The sequence below is a fragment of the Variovorax paradoxus genome (assembly GCF_040544635.1).
In the GTDB taxonomy this organism is placed as follows: Bacteria; Pseudomonadota; Gammaproteobacteria; order Burkholderiales; family Burkholderiaceae_C; genus Variovorax; species Variovorax paradoxus_R.
The window spans coordinates 21,972-44,241 of sequence record NZ_JBEPKJ010000002.1 but is presented as its reverse complement, the minus strand read 5'-3'; the positions used below and the strand labels follow the sequence as shown (position 1 = coordinate 44,241).

Genomic DNA, 22,270 nt, shown 5'->3' with positions numbered 1-22,270 from the left:
TGTCAGTTCTCCCGCCGATTCCATTGCAGATGGCAGGCTTGACCCCTTCATACCAAAAAGTTATAATCCAAAGCTAACGACGATCAGCAAGTCATGATGACTTCGCAGATCTGACCTGCACTACTCGCGGATCTCCGAATCCCGTCGCGGTGCAGGGTTGCCTCGCCGGGCCCTGCCCGGCCAACCGGCCGGATCTTTCCGGTCCCACTGCCACGCCACCATTCGGCGGGCACTGGTTTCGTCGCCACGTCGTCTTCAGTGCCTGTCGGCAGCCCCGAAGGCTCGCCGGGCCATTGCACGCGTTTTTCTCGCGCTCTGTGTTCAGCCTGCCCATCGGCTGATGGCGTGGCCGTTGCCGCTCTTCGGGGCGGCGCTGTGTCCAACCATCACACAAGGAGCCCCGGCGTATGGCCAAAGGAATTCTCATCGACCATGTTTTCAAGGTGTTCGGCGATTCGCCCGAGCAGGCGCTCGAGCTGGTCCGGCAAGGTTTTTCGAAGAAGGAAATCCTTGCGCAAACGGGCCAGTCGATCGGCGTGTTCGATGCCACCTTCGAGATCCAGGCTGGCGAGATTTTCGTCATCATGGGTCTCTCGGGGTCGGGCAAGTCGACGCTGGTGCGTTTGCTGAACCGGCTGATCGAGCCGACCGCGGGCCGGATCGTGATCGACGGCGCCGACATCAACGAGCACTCCGACGCCAAGCTGCGCGCGCTGCGCCGCAAGGACATCAGCATGGTGTTCCAGTCGTTCGCGCTGATGCCGCACATGACGGTGCGCGAGAACACCGCGTTCGGCCTCGAACTGTCGGGCACGAACAAGAAGGAGCGTCTCGCGCAGGCCGACCTGGCGCTCGCGCAGGTGGGCCTCGCGGGCTGGGGCGACAGCTACCCCGACGAGCTCTCCGGCGGCATGCAGCAGCGTGTGGGCCTGGCCCGCGCGCTGGCCTCCGACCCGTCGATCCTCTTGATGGACGAGGCCTTCTCGGCGCTCGACCCGATCATCCGCACCGAGATGCAGTCGGAGCTGTTGCGGCTGCAGCAGGAACAGCGCCGCACCATCGTCTTCATCTCGCACGACCTCGACGAAGCCATGCGCATCGGCGACCGCATCGCGATCATGAAAGACGGCCAGGTGATCCAGGTCGGCACGCCCGACGAGATTCTGCGCAGCCCCGCCGACGACTACGTGCGCAGCTTCGTGCGCGGCGTGGATGCGGCGGCCGTGTTCAAGGCGGCGGACATCGCGCGCAAGTCGCTCACCGTCGTGTGCGAGCACCCCGAGCGCGGTGCGCGCGCGGCACTCAAGGTGCTGGAAGACCAGGACCGCGACTTCGCCTATGTCACCAGCCCGAACAAGCGCTACCTGGGCACCGTGTCGGCCGACACGCTGCGCGCGGCGCTCGACGGGCATTCGGGCCCGCTGGGCCTGCGCCACGCGTACCTGAGCGACCTGGGCGTGATCGAAGCCGATGCGCCCGTGGCCGGGCTGATCGGCCAAGTGGGCCAGGCACCGTGCGCGGTGCCGGTGGTGGCCGGCGACGGCCGCTTTTGCGGTGCGATCAGCAAGACGACGCTGCTGAAGTTCCTCGACCGCGACACGCCGCCGATCGACCCGACTCACCAGCCTCAGCAACCCATCCCTGCTGCGGCCGTCGTGGCCGTTGCCTGACCGATTTCGAAGGATCCATTGATGAACGACACCGCACTGCCCTCCGAATTCACGCCCTTGAACGATGCCGCCACCGCAGTGGCCCCGCAGGCGACCGCGCCGGTCGACCCGTGGGCCGCACTGTCCGCCGCACCCGACGCCTCCGCAACGAGCGCCTGGCTCGACGCGCCCGTCGACGTAACCCACCAGCTCGCCGGATCGGGCGACGCCACCACCAGCGGCCTCCAGCTGCACCGCCTCTGGGACGGTTCCCTGCCCGTCGAATCCTGGATCAACCAGGGTCTCGGCTGGGTGGTCGCGCATTTCCGCCCGTTCTTCCAGACCGTGCGCCTGCCCATCGACAGCACGCTGAACTGGGTGCAGAGCCTGCTGACCGGCCTGCCGACGCTGGCCATGATCGCCCTCATCGGCCTGTTCGCCTGGCAGTTCGCCGGCCGCGCGCTCGCCATCGGCACCACGGTGGCGCTGCTGCTCGTGGCCATGCTGGGCATCTGGCCCGAGGCCATGGTGACCTTGTCGCTGGTGCTGACCTCGCTCGTGTTCTGCATGGTCATCGGCCTGCCGCTCGGCGTGCTGCTGGCCAGCAGCGACCGCGCCCAGCGCCTCACGCGCCCGGTGCTCGATGCGATGCAGACCACGCCGGCCTTCGTCTACCTCGTGCCGGTGGTGATGCTGTTCGGCATCGGCAACGTGCCGGGCGTGATCGTGACGATCATCTTCGCGCTGGCACCGCTGGTGCGGCTGACCAACCTGGGCCTGCGCCAGGTGCGGCCCGACCTGATCGAGGCCGCGCGCGCCTACGGAGCCTCGCCCTGGCAGATGCTCGTGAAGGTGCAGCTTCCGCTGGCCATGCCGTCGATCATGGCGGGCATCAACCAGGCGCTGATGCTGTCGCTGTCGATGGTGGTGATCGCCTCGATGATCGCCGTGGGCGGCCTCGGCCAGATGGTGCTGCGCGGCATCGGGCGCCTCGACATGGGCCTGGCGACCGTGGGCGGACTGGGCATCGTGCTGCTGGCGATCTCGCTCGACCGGCTGACGCAGGCGATGGGCAAGTCGCGCCGCAGCGCCGGGCGGCGCTGGTGGCACACCGGTCCGGCCGGCTTTGCGCTGCATCTGTTGCAGCGCCTGGTGAGCTCGCCGTCGCACAACGCGAACGAGCCCGTACCTGCCCTGTCCACCCAAGCGCAATGAGCGCCCACGAAGGAATCCAACGCATGAAGAAAACCCCTCTCATCGCACGAAGTCTTCTGGCCCTCGGTTTCGTGGCCTGCGGCATGGCCGCGCAGGCGGCCAACGACCTGCCCGGCAAGGGCGTGACCGTGCAGCCGCTCAAGAGCTCGCTCGCCGAAGAGGCGTTCCAGACACTGCTGGTGATGCGCGCGCTCGAAAAGCTCGGCTACACCGCTCTGCCCATGAAAGACCTGGAGCCCGCCACCGAGCACCTGGCCATCGCCAACGGCGACGCCACTTTCATGGCCAACCACTGGAGCCTGCTGCACGCCGATTTCTACAAGAACAGCGGCGGCGACGCCAAGCTCTCGCGCAAGGGCGTGTACTCGGACGGCGCCGTGCAGGGCTACCTCATCGACCGCAAGACGGCCGAGCAATACAACATCACGAACATCGCACAGCTGAAGGACCCGGCCATCGCCAAGCTGTTCGACGCAGACGGCGACGGCAAGGCCGACCTGACGGGCTGCAACCCCGGCTGGGGCTGCGAGCTGGCCATCGAGAACCACCTGGCGGCCTACCAGCTGCGCGAAACCGTCACCCACAAGCAGGGCAGCTACGCCGCGCTGATGGCCGACACCATCGCCCGCTTCAAGCAGGACAAGCCGGTGCTGTACTACACGTGGACGCCGTACTGGGTGAGCGCCGTGCTGCGCCCGGGCAAGGACGTGGTGTGGCTGCAGGTGCCCTTCTCGTCCTCCCAGGGCGGAAACGCGGACACGCAGCTCCCCAACGGCAGGAACTACGGCTTCCAGGCCAACCAGGAGCAGATCGTCGCCAACAAGGCCTTCGTCGAGAAAAACCCGGCCGCGGGGAGGCTGTTCGAGGTGATGAAACTGCCGATCGGCGACATCAACGCCCAGAACCTGCGCATGAGCCAGGGCGCCAACACCCAGCAAGACCTGGAACGCCACACCGACGGCTGGATCCGGGTGCACCGGCCGCTGTTCGACGGCTGGATCGAGGAAGCCCGGGCCGCCGCAAGGTAGAACGCGGCGGCTGAGATAATCGGGGGGCGTTTCCACACTCCAGAAAACACCCCCCACCATGACGACCACGATCCAGCAGGCCGACCTGATCGAATCGATCAGCGCCGCGCTGCAGTACATCAGCTACTACCACCCCGCCGACTACATTGCCCACCTGGCCCGTGCCTACGAGCGCGAGCAGAGTCCCGCCGCCAAGGACGCCATTGCGCAGATCCTCACCAACAGCAAGATGAGCGCCACGGGCCACCGCCCGATCTGCCAGGACACCGGCATCGTCAACGTGTTCCTCAAGGTAGGCATGGACGTGCGCTGGGGCGGCTTTACCGGCTCGCTGGACGACGCCATCAACGAAGGCGTGCGCCGCGGCTACAACCACCCCGACAACACGCTGCGCGCCTCGGTCGTGGCCGACCCGCAGTTCGACCGCAAGAACACCAAGGACAATACGCCCGCGGTGATCTTCACCGAAATCGTTCCGGGCAACACCGTCGAAGTGACCGTCGCGGCCAAGGGCGGCGGCAGCGAGAACAAGAGCAAGCTCGTGATGCTAAACCCCGGCGACAGCGTGGTCGACTGGGTGCTCAAGACGGTGCCGACCATGGGCGCCGGCTGGTGCCCGCCGGGCATGCTGGGCATCGGCATCGGCGGCACCGCCGAGAAGGCCGCGCTGATGGCCAAGGAAAGCCTGATGGACGACCTCGACATGCACGAGTTGCAGGCCAAGAAGGCCTCGGGCGCCGAACTCAGCAAGGTCGAGGCGCTGCGCATCGAGCTGTACGAGAAGGTCAACGCCCTGGGCATCGGCGCGCAGGGCCTGGGCGGCCTGGCCACCGTGCTCGACATCAAGATCAAGATGTACCCGACGCACGCGGCCAGCAAGCCCGTGGCGATGATTCCCAACTGCGCGGCCACCCGCCATGCGCACTTCGTGATGGACGGCAGCGGCGCGGTCTATCTCGACCCGCCCTCGCTCGACCTCTGGCCCGACGTGAACTGGGCGCCCGACGAAAAGAAGAGCAAGCGCGTGGACCTCGACAAGCTCACGCCCGCCGAAGTGGCGAGCTGGAAGCCGGGCGACACGCTGCTGCTCAACGGCAAGATGCTCACCGGCCGCGACGCCGCGCACAAGCGCATCCAGGACATGCTGGCCAAGGGCGAGAAGCTGCCGGTGGACTTCACCAACCGCGTCATCTACTACGTCGGCCCGGTCGACCCGGTCGGCGACGAGGCCGTGGGCCCCGCCGGCCCGACCACCGCCACGCGCATGGACGGCTTCACCGAGATGATGCTGGCCCAGACCGGCCTGATCGCGATGATCGGCAAGGCCGAGCGTGGCCCGGTCGCCATCGAGGCCATCAAGAAGCACAAGAGCGCCTACCTCATGGCCGTGGGCGGCGCCGCCTACCTTGTGAGCAAGGCCATCAAGACCGCCAAGGTGGTGGGCTTCGAGGACCTGGGTATGGAAGCCATCTACGAATTCGACGTGGTCGACATGCCGGTGACGGTGGCGGTCGACGCGGGCGGCACCAGCGCGCACATCACCGGCCCGGCCGAGTGGCAAAAGCGCATCGCCAGCGGCGAGTTCAAGACCATCATGATGGAAGAAGCTTGAACCTGGTTGGCGTCTTCGACAGCGGTGTCGGCGGGCTCAGCGTGCTGGCCGCGCTGCGCGCCGAGCTGCCGCACGAACGCTTCGTGTATTTCGCCGACACGGCGTTCGCGCCGTACGGCGAGCGCGGCGATGCCTACGTGATCGAGCGCTCGCGCAAGGTGACCGAACAATTGATCGCCGAGCATGGGATCAAGGCATTGGTCGTGGCCTGCAACACGGCCACGACGGCGGCCATCCACCTTCTGCGCGCCGAACACCCGGCGCTGCCCATCGTGGGGCTGGAGCCCGCGCTCAAGCCGGCCGTGGCAACCAGCCGCACGGGCCACATCTCGGTGATGGCCACGCGCGGAACGCTGGCCAGTGCCAAGTACGCCGCCCTGCGCGATTCGTTTGCGGGCTCCGCGACCGTTCGCGCTGTGCCCTGCGACGGGCTCGTGAAGGCCATCGAAGGCTTCGACACTGAGGCCATTGCCGTACTGTGCGAACGGTACATGACCGAGGCCGGGCCTTTTGGCCATGCCTCCGGCGAAGTCGACACCGTGGTGCTCGGCTGCACGCACTACCCGCTTGTGAAGAGCGAGCTTCAGCGCCATGCACCGCCCGCACTGCGCTTCATCGACACCGGCGCTCCGGTCGCGCAGCAGACCCGGCGCGTGCTGGCTTCGCTCGGCCGCCTCGCGGACGGCGGCGAGGGAGGGCTGGTCCTGCAAGGCAGCGGCGACCTGGCCGTGCTCGAGGCTGCGGCCGCGCACTGGCTGCAACAGCCTCGACAACAACAAGGTGCGGCGGCGCCTGCCGCAACCGCCGCTTGAAGCCGTTCGGCATGCCTCTCCTTTTGCGCCACGCCCTGCTCCTGTTCTTCTGCCTCTCGGCGGCGGGCCTGAGCCATGCAGCCTGCGAGAGCGGCCTTGCCGAGCGCATGCATGCCAAGCTCTATCCGAACCGCTCGCTCGATGAGCGCTTGGCGGCATGCAAGCCTTGGCCCGCCTTTCCGGGGCGCAGCATCGTGGTGCTGCCCGTGCCGCGCGAGACCAGCAGCACGGGCGCCAAGGTGTTCGACCTCGAACTATTGCTCATTCAGCGGCCCGACAACGGCAACACCGAGCGGGACACGGTCATCGGCCGCATCTTCCAGCCCGAGGCGCTCGACGAAGACAGCGCGACCGCCATCCAGGACATTCGCATCGACACCTCGCGCTATGTGCTGTCTTCCGACACGCGTGCCTTCGGGCTGCGCGTACGCTACAGGAGCACGGCGCCGGGCAGCTCCGCCGCGAGCGAAACCGTTCGCCTTTACGTGCACCACGGCAGCAAGCTGCGCCAAGTGCTGCAGGAGGTCGAGCTGGACCACGACAGCGGCGAATGGGACAGCACCTGCACCGGCCGCTTCGAGAAACTGCGCACCATGCTTTCGGTGGGCAAGTCGGCAAGCAACGGCTACGCCGATCTGCAGCTCTCACGCACGCTGGTCCGGAGCCACGCGCAAATGCAGGAAGACCAGGGCTGCACTGAGAAGGCCCTGCCCGCGCGGTTCAGCAACGTGACGCTGCGCTACGACGGAGAGCGCTACCGGGTGCCGAAGTCACTGCAGCAACAGCAGATGCCCTGAGCCGCGGGGTTCTACCGGCTGCGCAGAGCGGCGGCCCGCCCACGCGCCATATCGATGGGCAGCAACAGCAGCAATCCCGCCACGAACAGCGCCGCCGTCGAAAGAATGGCAATGCGCTGGTTGCCGCCCGCGGCCCACGTGATGGCACCGAACATCAGCGGGCCGATGATGCTCGCCAGCCGCGTGGCAAACGTCCATAGCCCGAAGAATTCGGCAAGTTGCTGCGGGGGCGCCAGGTAGCCGGTCATCGCACGGCCGGCCGACTGGCTCGAACCCATGGCCAGACCCGCAATGGCCGCGGCCCACCAGAAGGCGCCCTTGGTGGTCGCCATGGCGGCAATCACGCAAACGGCAATCCACGCCACCAGCGTGGCGGCCAGCGAGATCTTGTGGCCGATGCGGTCTTGCACGTAGCCGAAGCCGAAGGCACCGAGCGCGGCCGCCAGGTTGAGCACGAAGATCAGCACCATGGTCTCGCTCGCAACGAAGCCGATGACCTGTTCGGCATAGATGGCCGCGAGCGTGATGGCAACCGCCACGCCGCCCTGGTAGAAGACGGTGCAGATCAACAGCTGCATGAAATCGCGGTGCGCGCGAGCCTGCCGGAAGGTTGCGCGCAGCTGCTGCCATGTGCCCATCGCCTTGCTGGCAGCTTGGGGCAGCGCGCGCTCGGGCAGCAATACAAAAGTGACGCAGGCTGCTGCGCCATAGATGGCCGCCGTGATCAGCATCGTGACCGGAACGAAGTGCGACGCCGGCAGCCCTTTCGCCTGGGCCGACAGCACATAGGCCAGGCACAGGCCGAGTGCGAGCATGCCGCCGATATAGCCGAAACCCCAGCCCCAACCGCTGACCTTGCCCATTCCCTCGGCTGTCGCGAGCTCGGGCAGGAAGGCGCCGGTCAATGACTCGCCGTACGAATAAAAAGTGTTCGAGACAATCACCAGCGCCATGGCCAAGGCGACACCCTCGGCGCCCGAGAACCCTGGTGTGAGCGCGAGCGCGGCGGTCGCGACTACACAGCCCAGCGTCGCAACGGCGAGCACGCGCTTCTTGGCTGCGCGCCGGTCGGCCCAGGCACCGATGGCGGGCATCGAAAGCATGACGATGGCGTAGGAGATGCTGAGTGCCGCCGTCCATGCGAAGGCCGCCCAAGGCGCCCCCTTGGCGATGCCGCCCACGAAGTACGCGGCAAACACGGCCGTGATGACCACCGTGGTGTAGCCCGAATTCGCAAAGTCGTACATCGCCCAGCCGAACACCTCGCGCTTGCGCACGCCGGGGTTCAGGGCGGAGGACGGGAACAGCGCCATGCGGCAGTCGATCAGGGCGCCGGACGTTCCGCGAACTGCGTCAGTGCAGGTGGCGCGGACGGCGGCCGCCGCCATGCCCGCCGCCGCTGCCACTGCCGCCGGTGCCGCGCGGGCGCTTGCCGATTTCGAGCGAGTTCACGAGCGCATCGAAGCGGTCGCTGAACAGGCGGTCGATTTCGGAAACCACGCCGCCCAGCTCGGCGCCGTCGAAATGGCGCTCCATCAGGTTGACGACGTCTTCCACGAGCAAATCGCGCTGCACCTGCATGATCGCGGCCGGATTGGGGCCGACGAACAGCATCAGGAAATCGTCGCGGGATTCTTCGTCGGGGTCGCCCTCTTCCTCGTCGAAGTCGGTGTCGTAGAACGTGACCTCGATGGCCGCGCCGCGCTCCGACAGCTCGTTGAGCGCCATGCACATCTCGTCGAGCGCCTGGCGGAAGTCTTCGTCGCCCGGCACCGTCCAGCACATCTGGAGCATGTGGTCCTTCTGCTCGAAACGGATGCCGGGCTCTTCCTCGTAGGTGCTCGTGGCGCCGTCGGCCAGCGATTTGGCACCCGCGTAGACCCAGAGCGGTTTGAGCGCTTCCTGGATCTGGTCGAAGTTGACGTCGGACCGCAGCGGCACGTCGCCGTGCACATGAATTTCAAATGGAGCGTTGTAACGAGGCATTGTGTGCTCCCTTGTCTAAATGTGGTGCCCGGAACGGGGGTCGAACCCGTATGCCCCGATTAAGGAAGCGGCGGATTTTAAGTCCGATGTGTCTACCAATTTCACCATCCGGGCCTCGGGTTGAACATCGACGATAACCCAAACAAAACGAGCCCCGGCAACGCAGGTTGGCGGGGCTATTTTCGATGGAGGGTGGATCGGACTGATCAGAGAGGTGGAGGCGCGACCCGGAGTCGAACCGGGCTAGACGGATTTGCAATCCGTTGCATAACCGCTTTGCTATCGCGCCACGCTGCTAAAACGAAATCGAACTCGCGAAAAAAAGGGAAGCATTGCTTCCCTTTTTCAAAAACTGGAGCGGGAAAAGAGTCTCGAACTCTCGACCTCAACCTTGGCAAGGTTGCGCTCTACCAACTGAGCTATTCCCGCGTTTCGAGCCTCGAATTATAGAACACTTTTTCGGGGCCCGGCAAGTTTTGCCGATCAATGTTTGACGGAGCCCTCGGAAGGCCGCGCTTCGCGCTGCTTGGCCAACTCGGCCACCGCAGCGGCGGAGGCCGCAACTTCCTCGTCGGACAGCGGTTCCGGCATTTTCTCGAGCGCGATCTCCAGGACCTTGTCGATCCACTTCACCGGCACGATCTCGAGGCCGTTCTTCACGTTCTCGGGAATGTCCTGCAGGTCTTTCGCGTTCTCTTCGGGAATGAGCACGGTCTTGATGCCGCCGCGCAATGCCGCCAGCAACTTTTCCTTCAGCCCGCCGATGGCCGTGACCTCGCCTCGCAGCGTGATCTCGCCGGTCATTGCGACGTCGGCGCGCACGGGAATGCCCGTGAGCGCCGACACGAAGGCCGTCGTCATCGCGGCACCCGCGCTCGGGCCGTCCTTGGGCGTTGCGCCGTCAGGCACGTGGATGTGGATGTCGCGCTTCTCGAACACCTCGTCCTTGATGCCCAGGCGGCGCGAGCGGCTGCGCACTACGGTGCGCGCGGCCTCGACCGATTCCTTCATCACGTCGCCGAGCGAACCCGTGCGGCTGATCACGCCCTTGCCGGGCATGGTGACGGCTTCGATGGTGAGCAGGTCGCCGCCGACTTCAGTCCACGCCAAGCCAACCACCTGGCCGACCTGGTTCTGCTTCTCGGCCAGGCCGAAGCTGTACTTGCGCACGCCGAGGAAGTCGTTGAGATTGCTGCCGTCGACCGTGACCTTCGGCGTCATTTTCTTGAGCAGCAAACCCTTCACCACCTTGCGGCAGATCTTGGAGAGCTCGCGCTCCAGCGAACGCACGCCGGCTTCACGCGTGTAGTAGCGCACGATGTCGCGCACCGCTTCTTCGGTGACCAGCAACTCGTCTTCCTTGACGCCGTTGTTCTTCAGCTGCTTCGGCAACAGGTACTTGAGCGCGATGTGCGTCTTCTCGTCCTCGGTATAGCCCGAGAGGCGAATGACCTCCATCCGGTCGAGCAGTGCCGGCGGGATGTTCATCGAGTTCGAGGTGGCGACGAACATCACGTCGGAGAGGTCGAAGTCGACCTCGACGTAGTGGTCGCCGAATGTGTGGTTCTGCTCCGGGTCGAGCACCTCGAGCAGCGCGCTCGAAGGATCGCCGCGGAAGTCGGTACCCAGCTTGTCGATTTCGTCGAGCAGGAACAGCGGATTGCGCGTGCCGATCTTGTTCAGCCCCTGCAGCACCTTGCCCGGCAGCGCGCCGATGTAGGTACGGCGGTGGCCGCGGATCTCGGCTTCGTCGCGCATGCCGCCGAGCGCCATGCGGGTGTACTTGCGGCCGGTCGCCTTGGCGATCGACTGCCCGAGCGAGGTCTTGCCCACACCCGGCGGGCCCACGAGGCACAGGATGGGCGCCTTGACCTTGTCGACGCGCTGCTGCACCGCGAGATATTCAAGGATGCGGTCCTTGACCTTCTCGAGGCCGTAGTGGTCGGCATTGAGCACCGCCTCGGCATTGGCCAGGTCGTGCTTGATCTTGGTCTTCTTGCTCCAGGGCAGGCCCACCAGCACGTCGATGTAGTTGCGCACCACGGTGGCCTCGGCCGACATGGGCGACATCAGCTTGAGCTTCTTGAGCTCGCCCTCGGCCTTCTTGAGGGCTTCCTTGGGCATCTTGGCGAGCTTGATCTTTTTCTCGATCTCCTCGATGTCCGCGCCCTCTTCGCCTTCGCCGAGCTCCTTCTGGATCGCCTTGACCTGCTCGTTGAGATAGAAGTCGCGCTGGTTCTTTTCCATCTGGCGCTTCACGCGGCCACGGATCTTCTTGTCGACATTGAGAATGTCGACTTCACGCTCGAGCTGGCCGAACAGGTTCTCGAGCCGCGACTTGACGTCGTCCAGGTCGAGCACGGCCTGCTTGTTGTCGAGCTTGAGCGGCAGGTGCGCTGCAATGGTGTCGGCCAGGCGGCCCGGATCGTCGATGCTCGAGATCGAGGTGAGGATCTCGGGCGGGATCTTCTTGTTCAGTTTGACGTACTGGTCGAACTGCTGCATCACCGCGCGGCGCAGCGCCTCGACCTCGGTGCCCTTCTCCCCGCCTTCGGCCGCCTCGACGGGCGTCACGTTGGCCGTGAAGTGGGTTTCGCCGTCGTCGATGCGGTTCACGCGGGCGCGCTGCTGGCCCTCGACCAGCACCTTCACGGTGCCGTCAGGCAGCTTGAGCATCTGCAAAATGGTGGAAACGCAGCCCACCTCGAACATGTCCTCGACCGAGGGCTCGTCCTTGGCGGCGGCTTTCTGCGCCACCAGCATGATGCGGCGCTCTGCTTCCATGGCCAGCTCGAGCGCCTTGATGCTCTTGGGGCGACCCACGAACAGCGGAATCACCATGTGGGGGAACACGACGACATCGCGCAGCGGCAGCAGCGGCAGGTCGATCGCGTCGGCAGGCAGGGGGGTATGACCGGACATGAATATCCTTTGATTGATCAGGCAAAGATGGATGGGTGTTCGGGCATTTCAAGCCCGCGCACCCAGTCTTTGTCGAAGGCGCCGGAAGCCTTGGTGGAAAGAGCCGGCGCCGCGTTCACTCAGGCCTTCTTGGCCGCTTCGCGGTACACGAGCAGCGGCGGCTTGTTTTCGTCGATTGTGGATTCTTCGACCACAACCTTGTCGACGTTGGTGGCATTCGGCAGCTCGAACATGGTGTCGATGAGCGACTGTTCGAGGATCGAACGCAAGCCCCGTGCCCCGGTCTTGCGGGCCAGCGCCTTGCGGGCAATGGCCTTGAGCGCCGCGGGACGGATCTCGAGGTCGACGCCTTCCATTTGCAGCAGCTTGGTGAACTGCTTGACCACCGCGTTCTTGGGCTCGGTCAGGATCTGCACCAGCGCGTCTTCGCTGAGTTCGGCCAGCGAAGCCACCACGGGCATGCGGCCCACGAGCTCGGGAATCAGGCCGAACTTGATCAGGTCTTCGGGCTCGACTTCGCGGAACACCTCGGTGATGCTGCGCTGCGCCTTGCTCTTGACCGAAGCGCCGAAGCCGATGCCCGAGGCCTCTGTGCGGTTTTCGATGACCTTCTCGAGGCCGGCAAAGGCCCCGCCGCAGATGAACAGGATGTTGGTCGTGTCGATCTGCAGGAAGTCCTGGTTCGGGTGCTTGCGCCCGCCCTGCGGCGGCACGCTGGCCATGGTGCCTTCGATGAGCTTCAGAAGCGCCTGCTGAACGCCCTCGCCCGAAACGTCGCGCGTGATGGAGGGGTTGTCCGACTTGCGCGAGATCTTGTCGATTTCGTCGATGTAGACGATGCCGCGCTGGGCGCGCTCGACTTCGTAGTTGCAGCTCTGCAGCAGCTTCTGGATGATGTTTTCGACGTCTTCGCCCACGTAGCCCGCTTCGGTCAGCGTGGTGGCGTCGGCCATGACGAAAGGCACGTCGAGCATGCGCGCCAGGGTTTGGGCGAGCAGCGTCTTGCCCGAGCCCGTGGGCCCGATCAGCAAGATGTTGCTCTTGCTGAGTTCGACGTCGTCGCCCTTGGCCTTTTCCTTGTGGCGCAGGCGCTTGTAGTGGTTGTAGACCGCCACCGACAGCATGCGCTTGGCCGGCTCCTGGCCGATCACGTAGTTGTCGAGGTTGGTCTTGATCTCCAGCGGCGTGGGCAGGTCGTTGCGCGACTCGCGCGCTTCTTCACCGGCCGGGAGCTCGTCGCGGATGATTTCGTTGCAAAGGTCGATGCACTCGTCGCAAATGAAGACCGAAGGGCCCGCGATCAGCTTCTTGACCTCATGCTGGCTCTTGCCGCAGAACGAGCAATAAAGCGTTTTTTCGCTGGAAGAGCCTTTTTTTTCGGCCATGGACAGGTGCCTCGTTACGGGGTAGGACAATGATAACTAAACAAAAACGGCGTTTCCCTCGTGGAAAACGCCGCTTTTTGCCTTTTGGCGACGCCAGCAGCGCCGCGGCGGGGCTTAACTGCGCTTGGCAATGACCTGATCGACCAGCCCGTAGTCCTTGGCTTCGTCAGCGGTCAGGAAATAGTCGCGTTCGGTGTCCGACTTGACTTTTTCCAGCGGTTGGCCCGTGCGCTCGGCCAGGATGCGGTTCATCTGGTCCTTGGTGCGCAGGATGTCGCGGGCGTGGATTTCGATGTCCGTGGCCTGGCCGCGCGCGCCGCCGAGCACCTGGTGAATCATGATCTTCGAATTGGGGAGCGAGAAGCGCTTGCCCTTTTCGCCGGCCGCCAGCAAAAAGGCGCCCATGCTGGCCGCGAAGCCGATGCACATGGTGGAAACGTCGGGCTTGATGAACTGCATGGTGTCGTAAATGGCCATGCCGGCGCTCACGCTGCCGCCCGGGGAATTGATGTAGAACGAAATGTCCTTGTCCGGGTTCTCGCTCTCGAGGAACAGCAACTGCGCCACCACGAGGTTGGCGGTCTGGTCGTTCACTTCGCCCACCAGGAAAATGATGCGTTCCTTGAGGAGACGCGAATAGATGTCGTAAGACCGCTCGCCGCGACCCGACTGCTCGATGACCATCGGGATCATGCCGAGGCCTTTAATATCCTGTGCGCTCATTGATTTGCTCTCCGGAAAGGGTTCGTTCGCTGTTCGAATTTAACTGTACGCCTGAGTGAAATGGGGCTCGTGCCGTAAAGCACAAGCCCCATTGGCGTTGCGGGCGGCGGGCAGGCCCGGCGCTCAGCCTTGCTGCTGCGCCATCAACTCGTCGAACGACACCGACTTTTCGTTGACCTTGGCCTTGGCGAGCACGAATTCGGTCACGTTGTTCTCGATGACGACCGCCTCGACCTCGGCCAGGCGGTTGTTGTCGCTGAAATACCAGCGCACCACATCGGTCGGCTTTTCGTAGCTGGCGGCCAGCTCGTCGATGTGGGCCTTGATCTGCTCGGGCTTGGCCTGCAGGCTGTTGGCACGCACCAGTTCGGCCACCACCAGGCCCAGGCGCACGCGGCGCTCGGCTTGCGGGCGGAACACTTCTTCGGGAATCGGTGCCTTGTCGGCGTCCTTGATGCCACGCTGCTTGAGCTCGGCGCGGGCGCCTTCGATCATGCGGCTCACTTCGGACTGCACGCTGGCGTTCGGCAGGTCGAGCTCGGCGTTGGCCACCAGGGCGTCCATCACGGCGTTCTTGTTGCGGGCCAGCAGGCGGAACTTCACTTCGCGCTCGAGGTTCTTCTTGATGTCGGCGCGCAGGCCCTCGACCGTGGCTTCGGCAATGCCGAGCGACTTGGCGAGCTGTTCGTTGACTTCAGGCAGGTGCGAGGCTTCGATCTTCTTCACGGTGACCATGAAGTCGGCTTGCTTGCCGGCCACGTCCTTGCCGTGGTAATCAGCCGGGAACGACAGCGGGAAGGTGCGGCTGTCGCCGGACTTCATGCCGCGCACGGCGTCTTCGAATTCCTTCAGCATCTGGCCTTCGCCGACGATGAACTGGAAGTCTTCGGCCTTGCCGCCCTGGAAGGGCTCGCCGTCGATCTTGCCTTCGAAGTCGACCGTCACGCGGTCGTTGTCTTGTGCGACGGCGTCTTGCGCGCGCTGCGCGAAGGTGCGGCGCTGCTTGCGCAGGATGTCGAGCGTCTTGTCGATGGCGTCGTCACCCACTTCGGCCGAGAGCTTCTCGACTTCGGCGCCCGCCAGGTCCTTGATCTTGACTTCGGGGAACACCTCGAACACCGCATCGAAGGCCAGCTGCCCTTCGGGCGACTCTTCCTTCTCGGTGATGCGGGGCTGGCCGGCCACGCGCAGCTTGGCTTCGTTGGCGGCTTGCGAGAAGGCTTCGCCGACCTTGTCGTTCATGACCTCGTAGTGCACCGAGTAGCCATAGCGCTGGGCCACGACGTTCATCGGCACCTTGCCGGGACGGAAGCCGTCCATCTTGACGGTGCGCGCGAGCTTCTTGAGGCGCGAATCGACTTCAGACTGGATGGTGCCGACCGGCAGGGTCAGCGTGATCTTGCGTTCGAGCTTCTCGAGAGTTTCAACGGTCACGGTCATGGTGTCTTCCTTGTGAGGGGTGTGGCTGGTGCGCGGGGCCGGACTCGAACCGGCACGTTCTTGCGAACGTCAGGACCTAAACCTGGTGCGTCTACCAATTTCGCCACCCGCGCTATTGCCATTTTTCAGGTGAATGCAAAAGCGGACGGCCCTGGTGCCGCGGGCATCCGATACCGTTGATATCGAATACTCCGCCGCCCAAAGACCGTCCGCCTGAAATCGGTCAACCGCGTATTTTAAACGCTAATCAGACCCTCTTTTGGCTCCCGCTTGATGCGGAATGCAGCGGCATACATTGCCGGCAGCGCCAGCAGGGTCAATACCGTGGCCACGATCAGCCCACCCATGATGGCCACGGCCATCGGGCCCCAGAACACGCTGCGGGAGAGCGGGATCATCGCCAGCACGGCCGCCGCCGCAGTCAGCACGATCGGGCGCAGGCGCCGGACGGCCGATTCGACGATGGCGTCCCACGCCGGCACGCCCGCGGCCCGGTCGCTCTCGATCTGGTCGATCAGGATCACCGCGTTGCGCTGAATCATGCCCATCAGCGCGATCACGCCCAGGAGCGCCACGAAGCCGAAGGGCCGGTTCAGCAGCAGCAGCGCACCGGCGACCCCGGCAATGCCCATGGGGCCGGTAATGAACACCAGCAGCGAGCGGCTGAAGCTGTGCAGCTGGAGCATCAGCAGCGTGAACACCAGGAACAGCATGATCGGCACGCCCGCGACGATGGAAGCCGAGCCCTTGCTGCTTTCCTCGACCGCGCCCGCCACCTCGATGCGGTAGCCACCCTCGCCGGCCGCATGCCAGCCGGCTTCGAGCTTGCGCAGTTGCGGGAGCAACTGCTCGGTGACCGTGGCGCCTTGCAGCCCTTCGACCACGTCGCCCTGCACCGTGATGGCGTAGTCGCGGTTCTCGCGCCACATCACGCCCGGCTCCCAGCTGAACACCGGCCGGGCTATCTGCGTGAGCGGAATCGAGCGCCCCGAGGCCGTCGGCAAATAGGCATTGCCGATGTCCGAGATGGCCTCGCGCTCGTCGGCCGACTGGCGCAGCACGATGTCGATCAGCAGGTCGTTTTCGCGGTACTGGCCCACCGTGGTGCCGGAGAACATCGTCTTGGAAGCCTGGGCGATCGCCTGGCTGGTGACGCCGAGTGCGCGTGCCTTGGCCTGGTCGACCTCGAGGCGGATCACCTTGACCGATTCGTTCCAGTTGTCGTTCACGCCGCGCATGTTGGCGTTCTCGCGCAGCACGGCCTTGACCTCGTCGGCATGCGTGCGCAGTTGCGCCGGGTCGGTACCGATCACGCGGAACTGCACCGGGTACGGCACCGGCGGCCCGTTGGGCAGCAACTTCACACGGCCGCGCACTTCCGGAAACTCCTGCGCCAGCAGCGCGGGCAGCTTGATGCGCAAGCTTTCCCGCACCTTCAGGTCCTTGGCCAGCACGATGAGCTGCGACACGTTGGTCTGCGGAAAGACCTGGTCCAGCGGCAGGTAGAAGCGCGGCACGCCGGAACCGATCCAGGTGCTGACCGTCTTCACGCCCTCTTCCTTCATGATGCGCTGCTCGACGCGTTTGGCGACCTCTTCGTTCGCGGGGAACGAGGTGCCTTCGGGGAACCAGATGTCCACCATGATTTCGGGGCGGCTCGAATCCGGGAAGAACTGCTGCTGCACCTTGCCCATGCCGAAGATGCCGAGCGCAAAGATCAGCACGGTGGCGCCGATGGTCAGCCAGCGGTGCTCCACGCACCAGTTCACCGTGCGCCGGAAGCTGTTGTAGAACCGGGTGTCGAACAGTTCGTGCGGCGGCGCATCGGGGTCGTGCGGCTTCACCTTGAGCAGCAGCGTGCCGAGGTAAGGCACAAAGTAGACCGACACGATCCACGACAGCACCAGCGCGATCACCGTTACCGCAAAGATCGCGAAGGTGTACTCACCCGTCACCGACTTGGCGATGCCAATCGGCAAGAAGCCCGCGGCAGTAATAAGCGTGCCGGTCAGCATCGGCTTGGCCGTCACGTCGTAGGCGAAGGTGGCGGCGCGCACCTTGTCGTAGCCCTCTTCCATCTTCCGCACCATCATCTCGACCGCGATGATGGCGTCGTCCACCAGCAGGCCGAGCGCAATGATCAGCGAGCCCAGCGATATCTTGTGCAGCCCGATGCCGAAGTAGTTCATGGCCAGGAAAGTCACGGCCAGCACCAGCGGAATGGTGATAGCTACCACCAGCCCCGGGCGCATGTCGATGTACCAGCCGAAGCGCCCACCCTTGTGCAGGCCGAGCGCGATGATGCTCACGGCCAGCACGATGGCCACCGCCTCGATCAGCACGCCGACGAATTCATTGACCGAACTGGCCACCGACACCGGCTGGTCCTGCACCTGCGCCAGTTTCACGCCGGCCGGCAGGCGCTGGTCGATTTGCCTGGTGGTGGCGCGCAATGCCTCGCCCAGCGCAATGATGTCGCCGCCCTTGGTCATGGAGACGCCCAGGGCAATGACTTCCTTGCCCTGGTGATGCACCTTCACGGCCGGCGGGTCGACGTAGCCGCGGCGAATTTCGGCGATGTCGCCGAGCTTCAGCTGGTTGCCCGAACTGCCGCGGATGGGCATTTCGCGCAGCTGCTCCACGTTCGTGAACTGCCCGCCCACGCGCACCTGCACCACGTCGAGCGGCGACTGGATCGTGCCCGCGCTTTCCACCGCGTTTTGCGAACCGAGCTGGGCGAGCACCGCGTTGAAGTCGAGCCCCAGCTGCGCAACGCGCTTCTGCGAGATCTCGACATAGACCTTTTCGTCCTGCACGCCGAACTGGTCGACCTTGGCAACATCCTTCACGCGCAGCAATTGCTGGCGCACATCGTCGGCCAGGGTCTTGAGCTCGGCATAGCTGAAGCCTTCGCTCTCCAGGGCGTAGATCACACCATAGACATCGCCGAAATCGTCATTGAAGAACGGGCCCTGCACGCCGGGCGGCAGCGTGTTGCGCATGTCGCCGATCTTCTTGCGCACCGTGTACCAGACGTTGGCAACGTCGGCGGCCTTGGACGAATCCTTGATCTGGAAAATGATCTGCGACTCGCCGGGCTTCGAGTAGCTGCGGATCTTGTCGGCGTACGGTGCTTCCTGCAGCGTGCGCTCGAGCTTGTCGGTGACCTGCTCGGCCACCTGCTGCGCAGTGGCGCCGGGCCAGTAGGTGCGCACCACCATGGCACGGAAGGTGAACGGCGGGTCTTCGTCCTGGCCGAGCTGAAAATAGGCAAAGGCTCCCAGCACCATCAGCACCACCATCAGGTAGCGCGTGAGGGGCGCGTGGTCCAGCGCCCATTTGGAGAGGTTGAAGCCTGCGGGCTTGTCGGTGGTTGCTGCGCCTTCCGTCATTTGGAAGCACCTGCAGCGATCTCCTTCTTCGTGGCCGCCACGGCCGCGACGGGCGGCGCCGATTCCTTCGCATTGGCGGCTGCGGCTGCAGCCTCCTTCGACTGGTAGATGGTGACCTTCTGTCCCGGCGAGAGCACATGCACGCCCGCGGCGACGACCATCATGCCGGGCGTGAGCCCGGCGCCGATGACGGCCTCATTGCCGTCGGCCGTGGCCACTTGCACCGGCTGCGAACGCACCGTCATGGTGGCCTTGTCCAGCACCCAGACCGACGTGCCCTTGCCTTCCTGGCGCAGCGCGCTCGTCGGCAGCTTCATGACCGCGCCACCCGCGCGCGCCAATGCCTGCGGGCGCGCATAGACGGTGGCACCCAGCGCCGGCGAGGTGGCCGCGTCGATGGCGACCTTGACCGCGTAGGTGCGCGTGACCGCGTCGGCGCTGGCCGCCACTTCGCGCACCTGCCCCTGCAGTTCGTTGCCGCCCGACCAGCCGCGCACCGTCACCGGCGAGCCCGGCTTGATCAGCGCGGCCCGGTCTTCGGGCACCGCAAACACCACGTCGCGTGCGCCATCCTGCGCAATGCGCACGACGGGCGTGCCTGCCTGCACCACCTGCCCCGGCTCGGCCTCGATGGCAGTGATGATTCCGGCCACGTCCGCGACCAGTGTGGTGTAGCTGGCCTGGTTGCCTTGCGACGAAAGCTGGGCTTGCGCCTGTTCGAGCTGTGCCTGCGCGGCTTTCCAGGTGGATTCACGGCGCTCGAGTTCGGCGCCGCTGATGAAGTTCTGCGTGCGCAATTCGGTATAGCGCTTGAGATCGGCCGCCGCGAGATCGCGGTTGGTCTGCGCCGCGGCGAGTTGGGCACGCGCCGCCTCGGCGGCCAGCCGGTAATCCTGCGGATCGAGCTGGGCCAGCACCTGCCCGGCCTGCACATGCTGGCCGAGTTCGGCCTGGCGCTTGGTGATCTTGCCCGCCACGCGGAACCCGAGGCGCGATTCGACACGGGCCCGAACCTCGGCCGAGAACTCGGGCTGGGCGTCGAAATCGCTGGTGCCCACGGTCACGAGCTTGACGGCGCGCACAGGTTCCTCGGCTGGCTTCGACTGCGAACAGCCGGCCAGGAACAAGGCGGGAAGCAGTAGCCAGGCGGCACCGCGGGCAAGAGGAGAAAAGCCGGAAGAGGCGGTCATGAGACACCCTAGAAAGGTCGAACCGGGTCAATTACTGACCCACCGGTTAGTAATCTAGGGTAAACCTCAGGCACTGTCAATCACGGCGTGACAGTCGAGCCAGCTTCGGTCTACGTTCTCTGCCCCATTTCCACCAGCCGGTTGCCCGGAATCTCGAAATAGTCGGACGCACGGCCTGCGTTGCGCTGCAGCCAGCCGAAGAGCGCACGCCGCACCGGGTTCATGCCCGGAAGGTTTCCTTCACCGACCGAAGCGCGCGAGACGAAATACGAGGTCTTCATCGAATCGATGGCCAGTGCCTTCTGGTAGGCCAGGATCCGGATGAATTCGGGCACGTCAGGTCGCTCCATGAACCCATGGCGCACCGTGACCACCCAGATGCCTTCCATCAGGGATTCAGCCTCGATGCGCATGCGTGCCTCCACGCGAGGCGTGTCGCAGGCCAACACCCGCAGCACGATCACCTGCTCGTGCAGCACCTGGTTGTGCTTGAGGTTGTGAAGCAAGGCATGCGGCACCGAGGTCGCATCGGCATTCAGGAATACCGCCGTGCCACTCACGCGGTGCGGCATGTGCAGCGCCAGCGATTCGAAAAAGGCCTTGAGCGGCAGGCTTTCGGCCGCGGCGGCCTCCAGCCCCAGCCGGCGCCCCTTCGCCCAGGTCGTGAAAAGCACCATCACCCCGGCCGCCACGGCCAGCGTGAGCCAGCCGCCCTCCGCCACCTTGAGGCTGTTGGCAATCACGAAAGTCAGGTCGACCACTGCAAAGGCCACCACCCCGAGCACCACCGCTATCCGATTCCAGCGCCAGAGGCCCCAGGCCACGACGCCCGCCAGCAACGTGGTGGTCACCATCGTGATCGACACCGCAATGCCGTAGGCCGCCGACAGCGCCCCCGAACTGCGAAAGCCCAGCACCAGCAGCAGCACCCCCACCATGAGCAACCAGTTGACGGCGGGCACGTAGATCTGGCCGATGGCCGAGCCCGAGGTCTGCACCACGCGCATGCGCGGCAGGTAACCCATGCGCATGGCATGGGCCGTGAGGGAAAAGGCGCCGGAGATCACGGCCTGGGAGGCAATCACGGTTGCCATGGCGGCAAGCACCACCATCGGCAAGACGCCCCAGGAAGGAAAGAGCCGGAAGAACGGGTTGTCGACGGCCGCCGGGTTTGCCAGCACCAGCGCGCCCTGGCCGAAATAGTTCAGCACCAGCCCCGGCAGCGCGATGAAAAGCCACGCCAGCCGGATCGGCCTGGCGCCGAAATGCCCCATGTCTGCATACAGTGCCTCGCCACCGGTGAAGGCAAGAAATACCGCACCCAGAACCGCCAGCGACTGGACCCGATGCTCGACCAGAAAGCCGACCGCCCGCCCCGGGTGAAGCGCCGCCAGCACCTGCGGGTGCTGCAGCACCTGCCAACCACCCGCGAGCGCCAGCACCAGGAACCACAGCAGCATGACGGGGCCAAACACCTTGCCCACCACGCCGGTCCCTTTGCGCTGCACCGCAAAGAGCCCGACCAAGATGACGATGGTGATCGGAATCACCACTCGCTGCAGAACCGGTGCCTGCACCTCCAGCCCCTCGACCGCCGACAGCACCGAGATGGCCGGTGTGATCAGGGTGTCGCCATAGAACATGGCCGCTCCCACCAGGCCGAGCACTCCGATCGCGTTCCACACCCACGGCCGGGCGCGGGGACCCGCCGTCGCGCTGCGTGCAAGGGCCTGCAGCGCGAGGATGCCGCCCTCGCCGTCGTGGTCGGCGCGCAGCACGAACACCACGTACTTGAGCGTGACCACGAACATCAGGCCCCAGAAGATGAGCGAGAGCAGGCCCAGCACCGCATCGGGCGTGAACGCCACGCCATGCTCGGGATTCAGCGTTTCCTTGAAGGCATAGAGCGGCGAAGTGCCGATGTCGCCGAACACCACGCCCAGCGCGGCAATCATCAGGCCCGGCCCTGCCGGATGAGGCGCCTCGCCGGGCGCTGGTGTCGGGGCAGAGGGAACCGGTGCCGATGCGTTCATGAAAGCAGGTACTTGGGTGATGGCGACGCCACGAGCATAGTCCGCCGCCTCGGTCGTCGCGGACAATCGCCGCGTGTCCGCACCAT

General features: G+C 65.2%; 15 protein-coding genes and 4 tRNA genes. 6 read left to right on the top strand and 13 right to left on the bottom strand.

The window, feature by feature from the left end:
- The first annotated feature begins 407 nt into the window (after nt 1-407).
- Genes proV through ABIC94_RS03905 form a run of 6 tightly spaced genes read left to right on the top strand, consistent with a single transcriptional unit; the run spans nt 408 to nt 7,113 of the window.
- On the top strand, nt 408-1,670 hold the full coding sequence (gene proV, locus ABIC94_RS03930; RefSeq protein WP_354371465.1) for a glycine betaine/L-proline ABC transporter ATP-binding protein ProV: 1,263 nt from the start codon (nt 408-410) through the stop codon (nt 1,668-1,670).
- Between the two features lie 21 nt (nt 1,671-1,691).
- Nucleotides 1,692-2,864 (top strand): glycine betaine/L-proline ABC transporter permease ProW, encoded by a 1,173-nt coding sequence (gene proW / locus ABIC94_RS03925; protein WP_354371464.1) that lies wholly within the window; start codon nt 1,692-1,694, stop codon nt 2,862-2,864.
- A gap of 23 nt (nt 2,865-2,887) precedes the next feature.
- A complete protein-coding gene (gene proX, locus ABIC94_RS03920) occupies nt 2,888-3,892 on the top strand; it encodes a glycine betaine/L-proline ABC transporter substrate-binding protein ProX (RefSeq protein ID WP_354371463.1) in 1,005 nt (334 codons plus the stop codon).
- A gap of 58 nt (nt 3,893-3,950) precedes the next feature.
- Nucleotides 3,951-5,504, top strand: a complete 1,554-nt coding sequence (locus ABIC94_RS03915) for a fumarate hydratase (protein WP_354371461.1) — start codon at nt 3,951-3,953, stop codon at nt 5,502-5,504.
- Nucleotides 5,501-6,316, top strand: a complete 816-nt coding sequence (gene murI / locus ABIC94_RS03910) for a glutamate racemase (RefSeq protein ID WP_354371460.1) — start codon at nt 5,501-5,503, stop codon at nt 6,314-6,316. Before ABIC94_RS03915 ends, murI begins: the two co-directional genes overlap by 4 nt.
- An 11-nt stretch (nt 6,317-6,327) precedes the next feature.
- The gene (locus ABIC94_RS03905) at nt 6,328-7,113 is read left to right on the top strand and encodes a hypothetical protein (RefSeq protein WP_354371459.1); all 786 of its coding nucleotides are present in this window, start codon (nt 6,328-6,330) and stop codon (nt 7,111-7,113) included.
- Nucleotides 7,114-7,124: 11 nt separating this feature from the next.
- Here the strand turns inward: ABIC94_RS03905 and ABIC94_RS03900 are convergent, their stop codons facing one another.
- The 13 genes from ABIC94_RS03900 to ABIC94_RS03840 form a co-directional block, all read right to left on the bottom strand.
- The gene (locus ABIC94_RS03900; RefSeq protein ID WP_354372020.1) at nt 7,125-8,426 is read right to left on the bottom strand and encodes an MFS transporter; all 1,302 of its coding nucleotides are present in this window, start codon (nt 8,424-8,426) and stop codon (nt 7,125-7,127) included.
- 40 nt (nt 8,427-8,466) lie between these two features.
- Nucleotides 8,467-9,099 carry a DUF6806 family protein gene (locus ABIC94_RS03895; protein WP_354371458.1) on the bottom strand — a complete coding sequence of 211 codons (633 nt, stop codon included), beginning with the start codon at nt 9,097-9,099 and terminating at the stop codon, nt 8,467-8,469.
- Nucleotides 9,100-9,121: 22 nt separating this feature from the next.
- Nucleotides 9,122-9,213: transfer RNA gene (locus ABIC94_RS03890), tRNA-Leu, on the bottom strand.
- Between the two features lie 101 nt (nt 9,214-9,314).
- A tRNA-Cys gene (locus tag ABIC94_RS03885) sits at nt 9,315-9,388 on the bottom strand.
- Nucleotides 9,389-9,452: 64 nt separating this feature from the next.
- Nucleotides 9,453-9,528: transfer RNA gene (locus tag ABIC94_RS03880), tRNA-Gly, on the bottom strand.
- A gap of 54 nt (nt 9,529-9,582) precedes the next feature.
- Nucleotides 9,583-12,021 (bottom strand): endopeptidase La, encoded by a 2,439-nt coding sequence (gene lon / locus ABIC94_RS03875; RefSeq protein ID WP_354371457.1) that lies wholly within the window; start codon nt 12,019-12,021, stop codon nt 9,583-9,585.
- Nucleotides 12,022-12,140: 119 nt separating this feature from the next.
- Nucleotides 12,141-13,406: an ATP-dependent Clp protease ATP-binding subunit ClpX gene (clpX, locus tag ABIC94_RS03870; RefSeq protein WP_354371456.1), complete on the bottom strand. Its 1,266-nt coding sequence runs from the start codon at nt 13,404-13,406 to the stop codon at nt 12,141-12,143.
- A gap of 114 nt (nt 13,407-13,520) precedes the next feature.
- Nucleotides 13,521-14,129, bottom strand: coding sequence for an ATP-dependent Clp endopeptidase proteolytic subunit ClpP (clpP, locus tag ABIC94_RS03865; RefSeq protein WP_354371455.1), 609 nt, complete (start codon nt 14,127-14,129; stop codon nt 13,521-13,523).
- Between the two features lie 123 nt (nt 14,130-14,252).
- Nucleotides 14,253-15,569 carry a trigger factor gene (gene tig / locus ABIC94_RS03860; protein ID WP_354371454.1) on the bottom strand — a complete coding sequence of 439 codons (1,317 nt, stop codon included), beginning with the start codon at nt 15,567-15,569 and terminating at the stop codon, nt 14,253-14,255.
- Nucleotides 15,570-15,595: 26 nt separating this feature from the next.
- Nucleotides 15,596-15,682, bottom strand: a tRNA-Leu gene (locus ABIC94_RS03855).
- Nucleotides 15,683-15,805: 123 nt separating this feature from the next.
- Complete coding sequence (locus ABIC94_RS03850) at nt 15,806-18,961, bottom strand: efflux RND transporter permease subunit (RefSeq protein WP_354371452.1); 3,156 nt, start codon at nt 18,959-18,961, stop codon at nt 15,806-15,808.
- Nucleotides 18,958-20,151, bottom strand: coding sequence for an efflux RND transporter periplasmic adaptor subunit (locus tag ABIC94_RS03845; RefSeq protein ID WP_354371450.1), 1,194 nt, complete (start codon nt 20,149-20,151; stop codon nt 18,958-18,960). Before ABIC94_RS03845 ends, ABIC94_RS03850 begins: the two co-directional genes overlap by 4 nt.
- A 110-nt stretch (nt 20,152-20,261) precedes the next feature.
- A complete protein-coding gene (locus ABIC94_RS03840) occupies nt 20,262-22,106 on the bottom strand; it encodes a potassium transporter Kup (protein ID WP_354372019.1) in 1,845 nt (614 codons plus the stop codon).
- Nucleotides 22,107-22,270 lie beyond the last annotated feature (164 nt).

What these genes read in the sequence shown, in the direction of transcription:
- proV (WP_354371465.1), top strand. Translation starts at nt 408, where the DNA reads ATGGCCAAAGGAATTCTCATCGACCATGTTTTCAAGGTGTTCGGCGAT.
- proW (WP_354371464.1), top strand. Translation starts at nt 1,692, where the DNA reads ATGAACGACACCGCACTGCCCTCCGAATTCACGCCCTTGAACGATGCC.
- proX (WP_354371463.1), top strand. Translation starts at nt 2,888, where the DNA reads ATGAAGAAAACCCCTCTCATCGCACGAAGTCTTCTGGCCCTCGGTTTC.
- ABIC94_RS03915 (WP_354371461.1), top strand. Translation starts at nt 3,951, where the DNA reads ATGACGACCACGATCCAGCAGGCCGACCTGATCGAATCGATCAGCGCC.
- ABIC94_RS03905 (WP_354371459.1), top strand. Translation starts at nt 6,328, where the DNA reads ATGCCTCTCCTTTTGCGCCACGCCCTGCTCCTGTTCTTCTGCCTCTCG.
- ABIC94_RS03900 (WP_354372020.1), bottom strand. Translation starts at nt 8,426, where the DNA reads ATGGCGCTGTTCCCGTCCTCCGCCCTGAACCCCGGCGTGCGCAAGCGC.
- ABIC94_RS03895 (WP_354371458.1), bottom strand. Translation starts at nt 9,099, where the DNA reads ATGCCTCGTTACAACGCTCCATTTGAAATTCATGTGCACGGCGACGTG.
- lon (WP_354371457.1), bottom strand. Translation starts at nt 12,021, where the DNA reads ATGTCCGGTCATACCCCCCTGCCTGCCGACGCGATCGACCTGCCGCTG.
- clpX (WP_354371456.1), bottom strand. Translation starts at nt 13,406, where the DNA reads ATGGCCGAAAAAAAAGGCTCTTCCAGCGAAAAAACGCTTTATTGCTCG.
- clpP (WP_354371455.1), bottom strand. Translation starts at nt 14,129, where the DNA reads ATGAGCGCACAGGATATTAAAGGCCTCGGCATGATCCCGATGGTCATC.
- tig (WP_354371454.1), bottom strand. Translation starts at nt 15,569, where the DNA reads ATGACCGTGACCGTTGAAACTCTCGAGAAGCTCGAACGCAAGATCACG.
- ABIC94_RS03850 (WP_354371452.1), bottom strand. Translation starts at nt 18,961, where the DNA reads ATGACGGAAGGCGCAGCAACCACCGACAAGCCCGCAGGCTTCAACCTC.
- ABIC94_RS03845 (WP_354371450.1), bottom strand. Translation starts at nt 20,151, where the DNA reads ATGACCGCCTCTTCCGGCTTTTCTCCTCTTGCCCGCGGTGCCGCCTGG.
- ABIC94_RS03840 (WP_354372019.1), bottom strand. Translation starts at nt 22,106, where the DNA reads ATGATTGCCGCGCTGGGCGTGGTGTTCGGCGACATCGGCACTTCGCCG.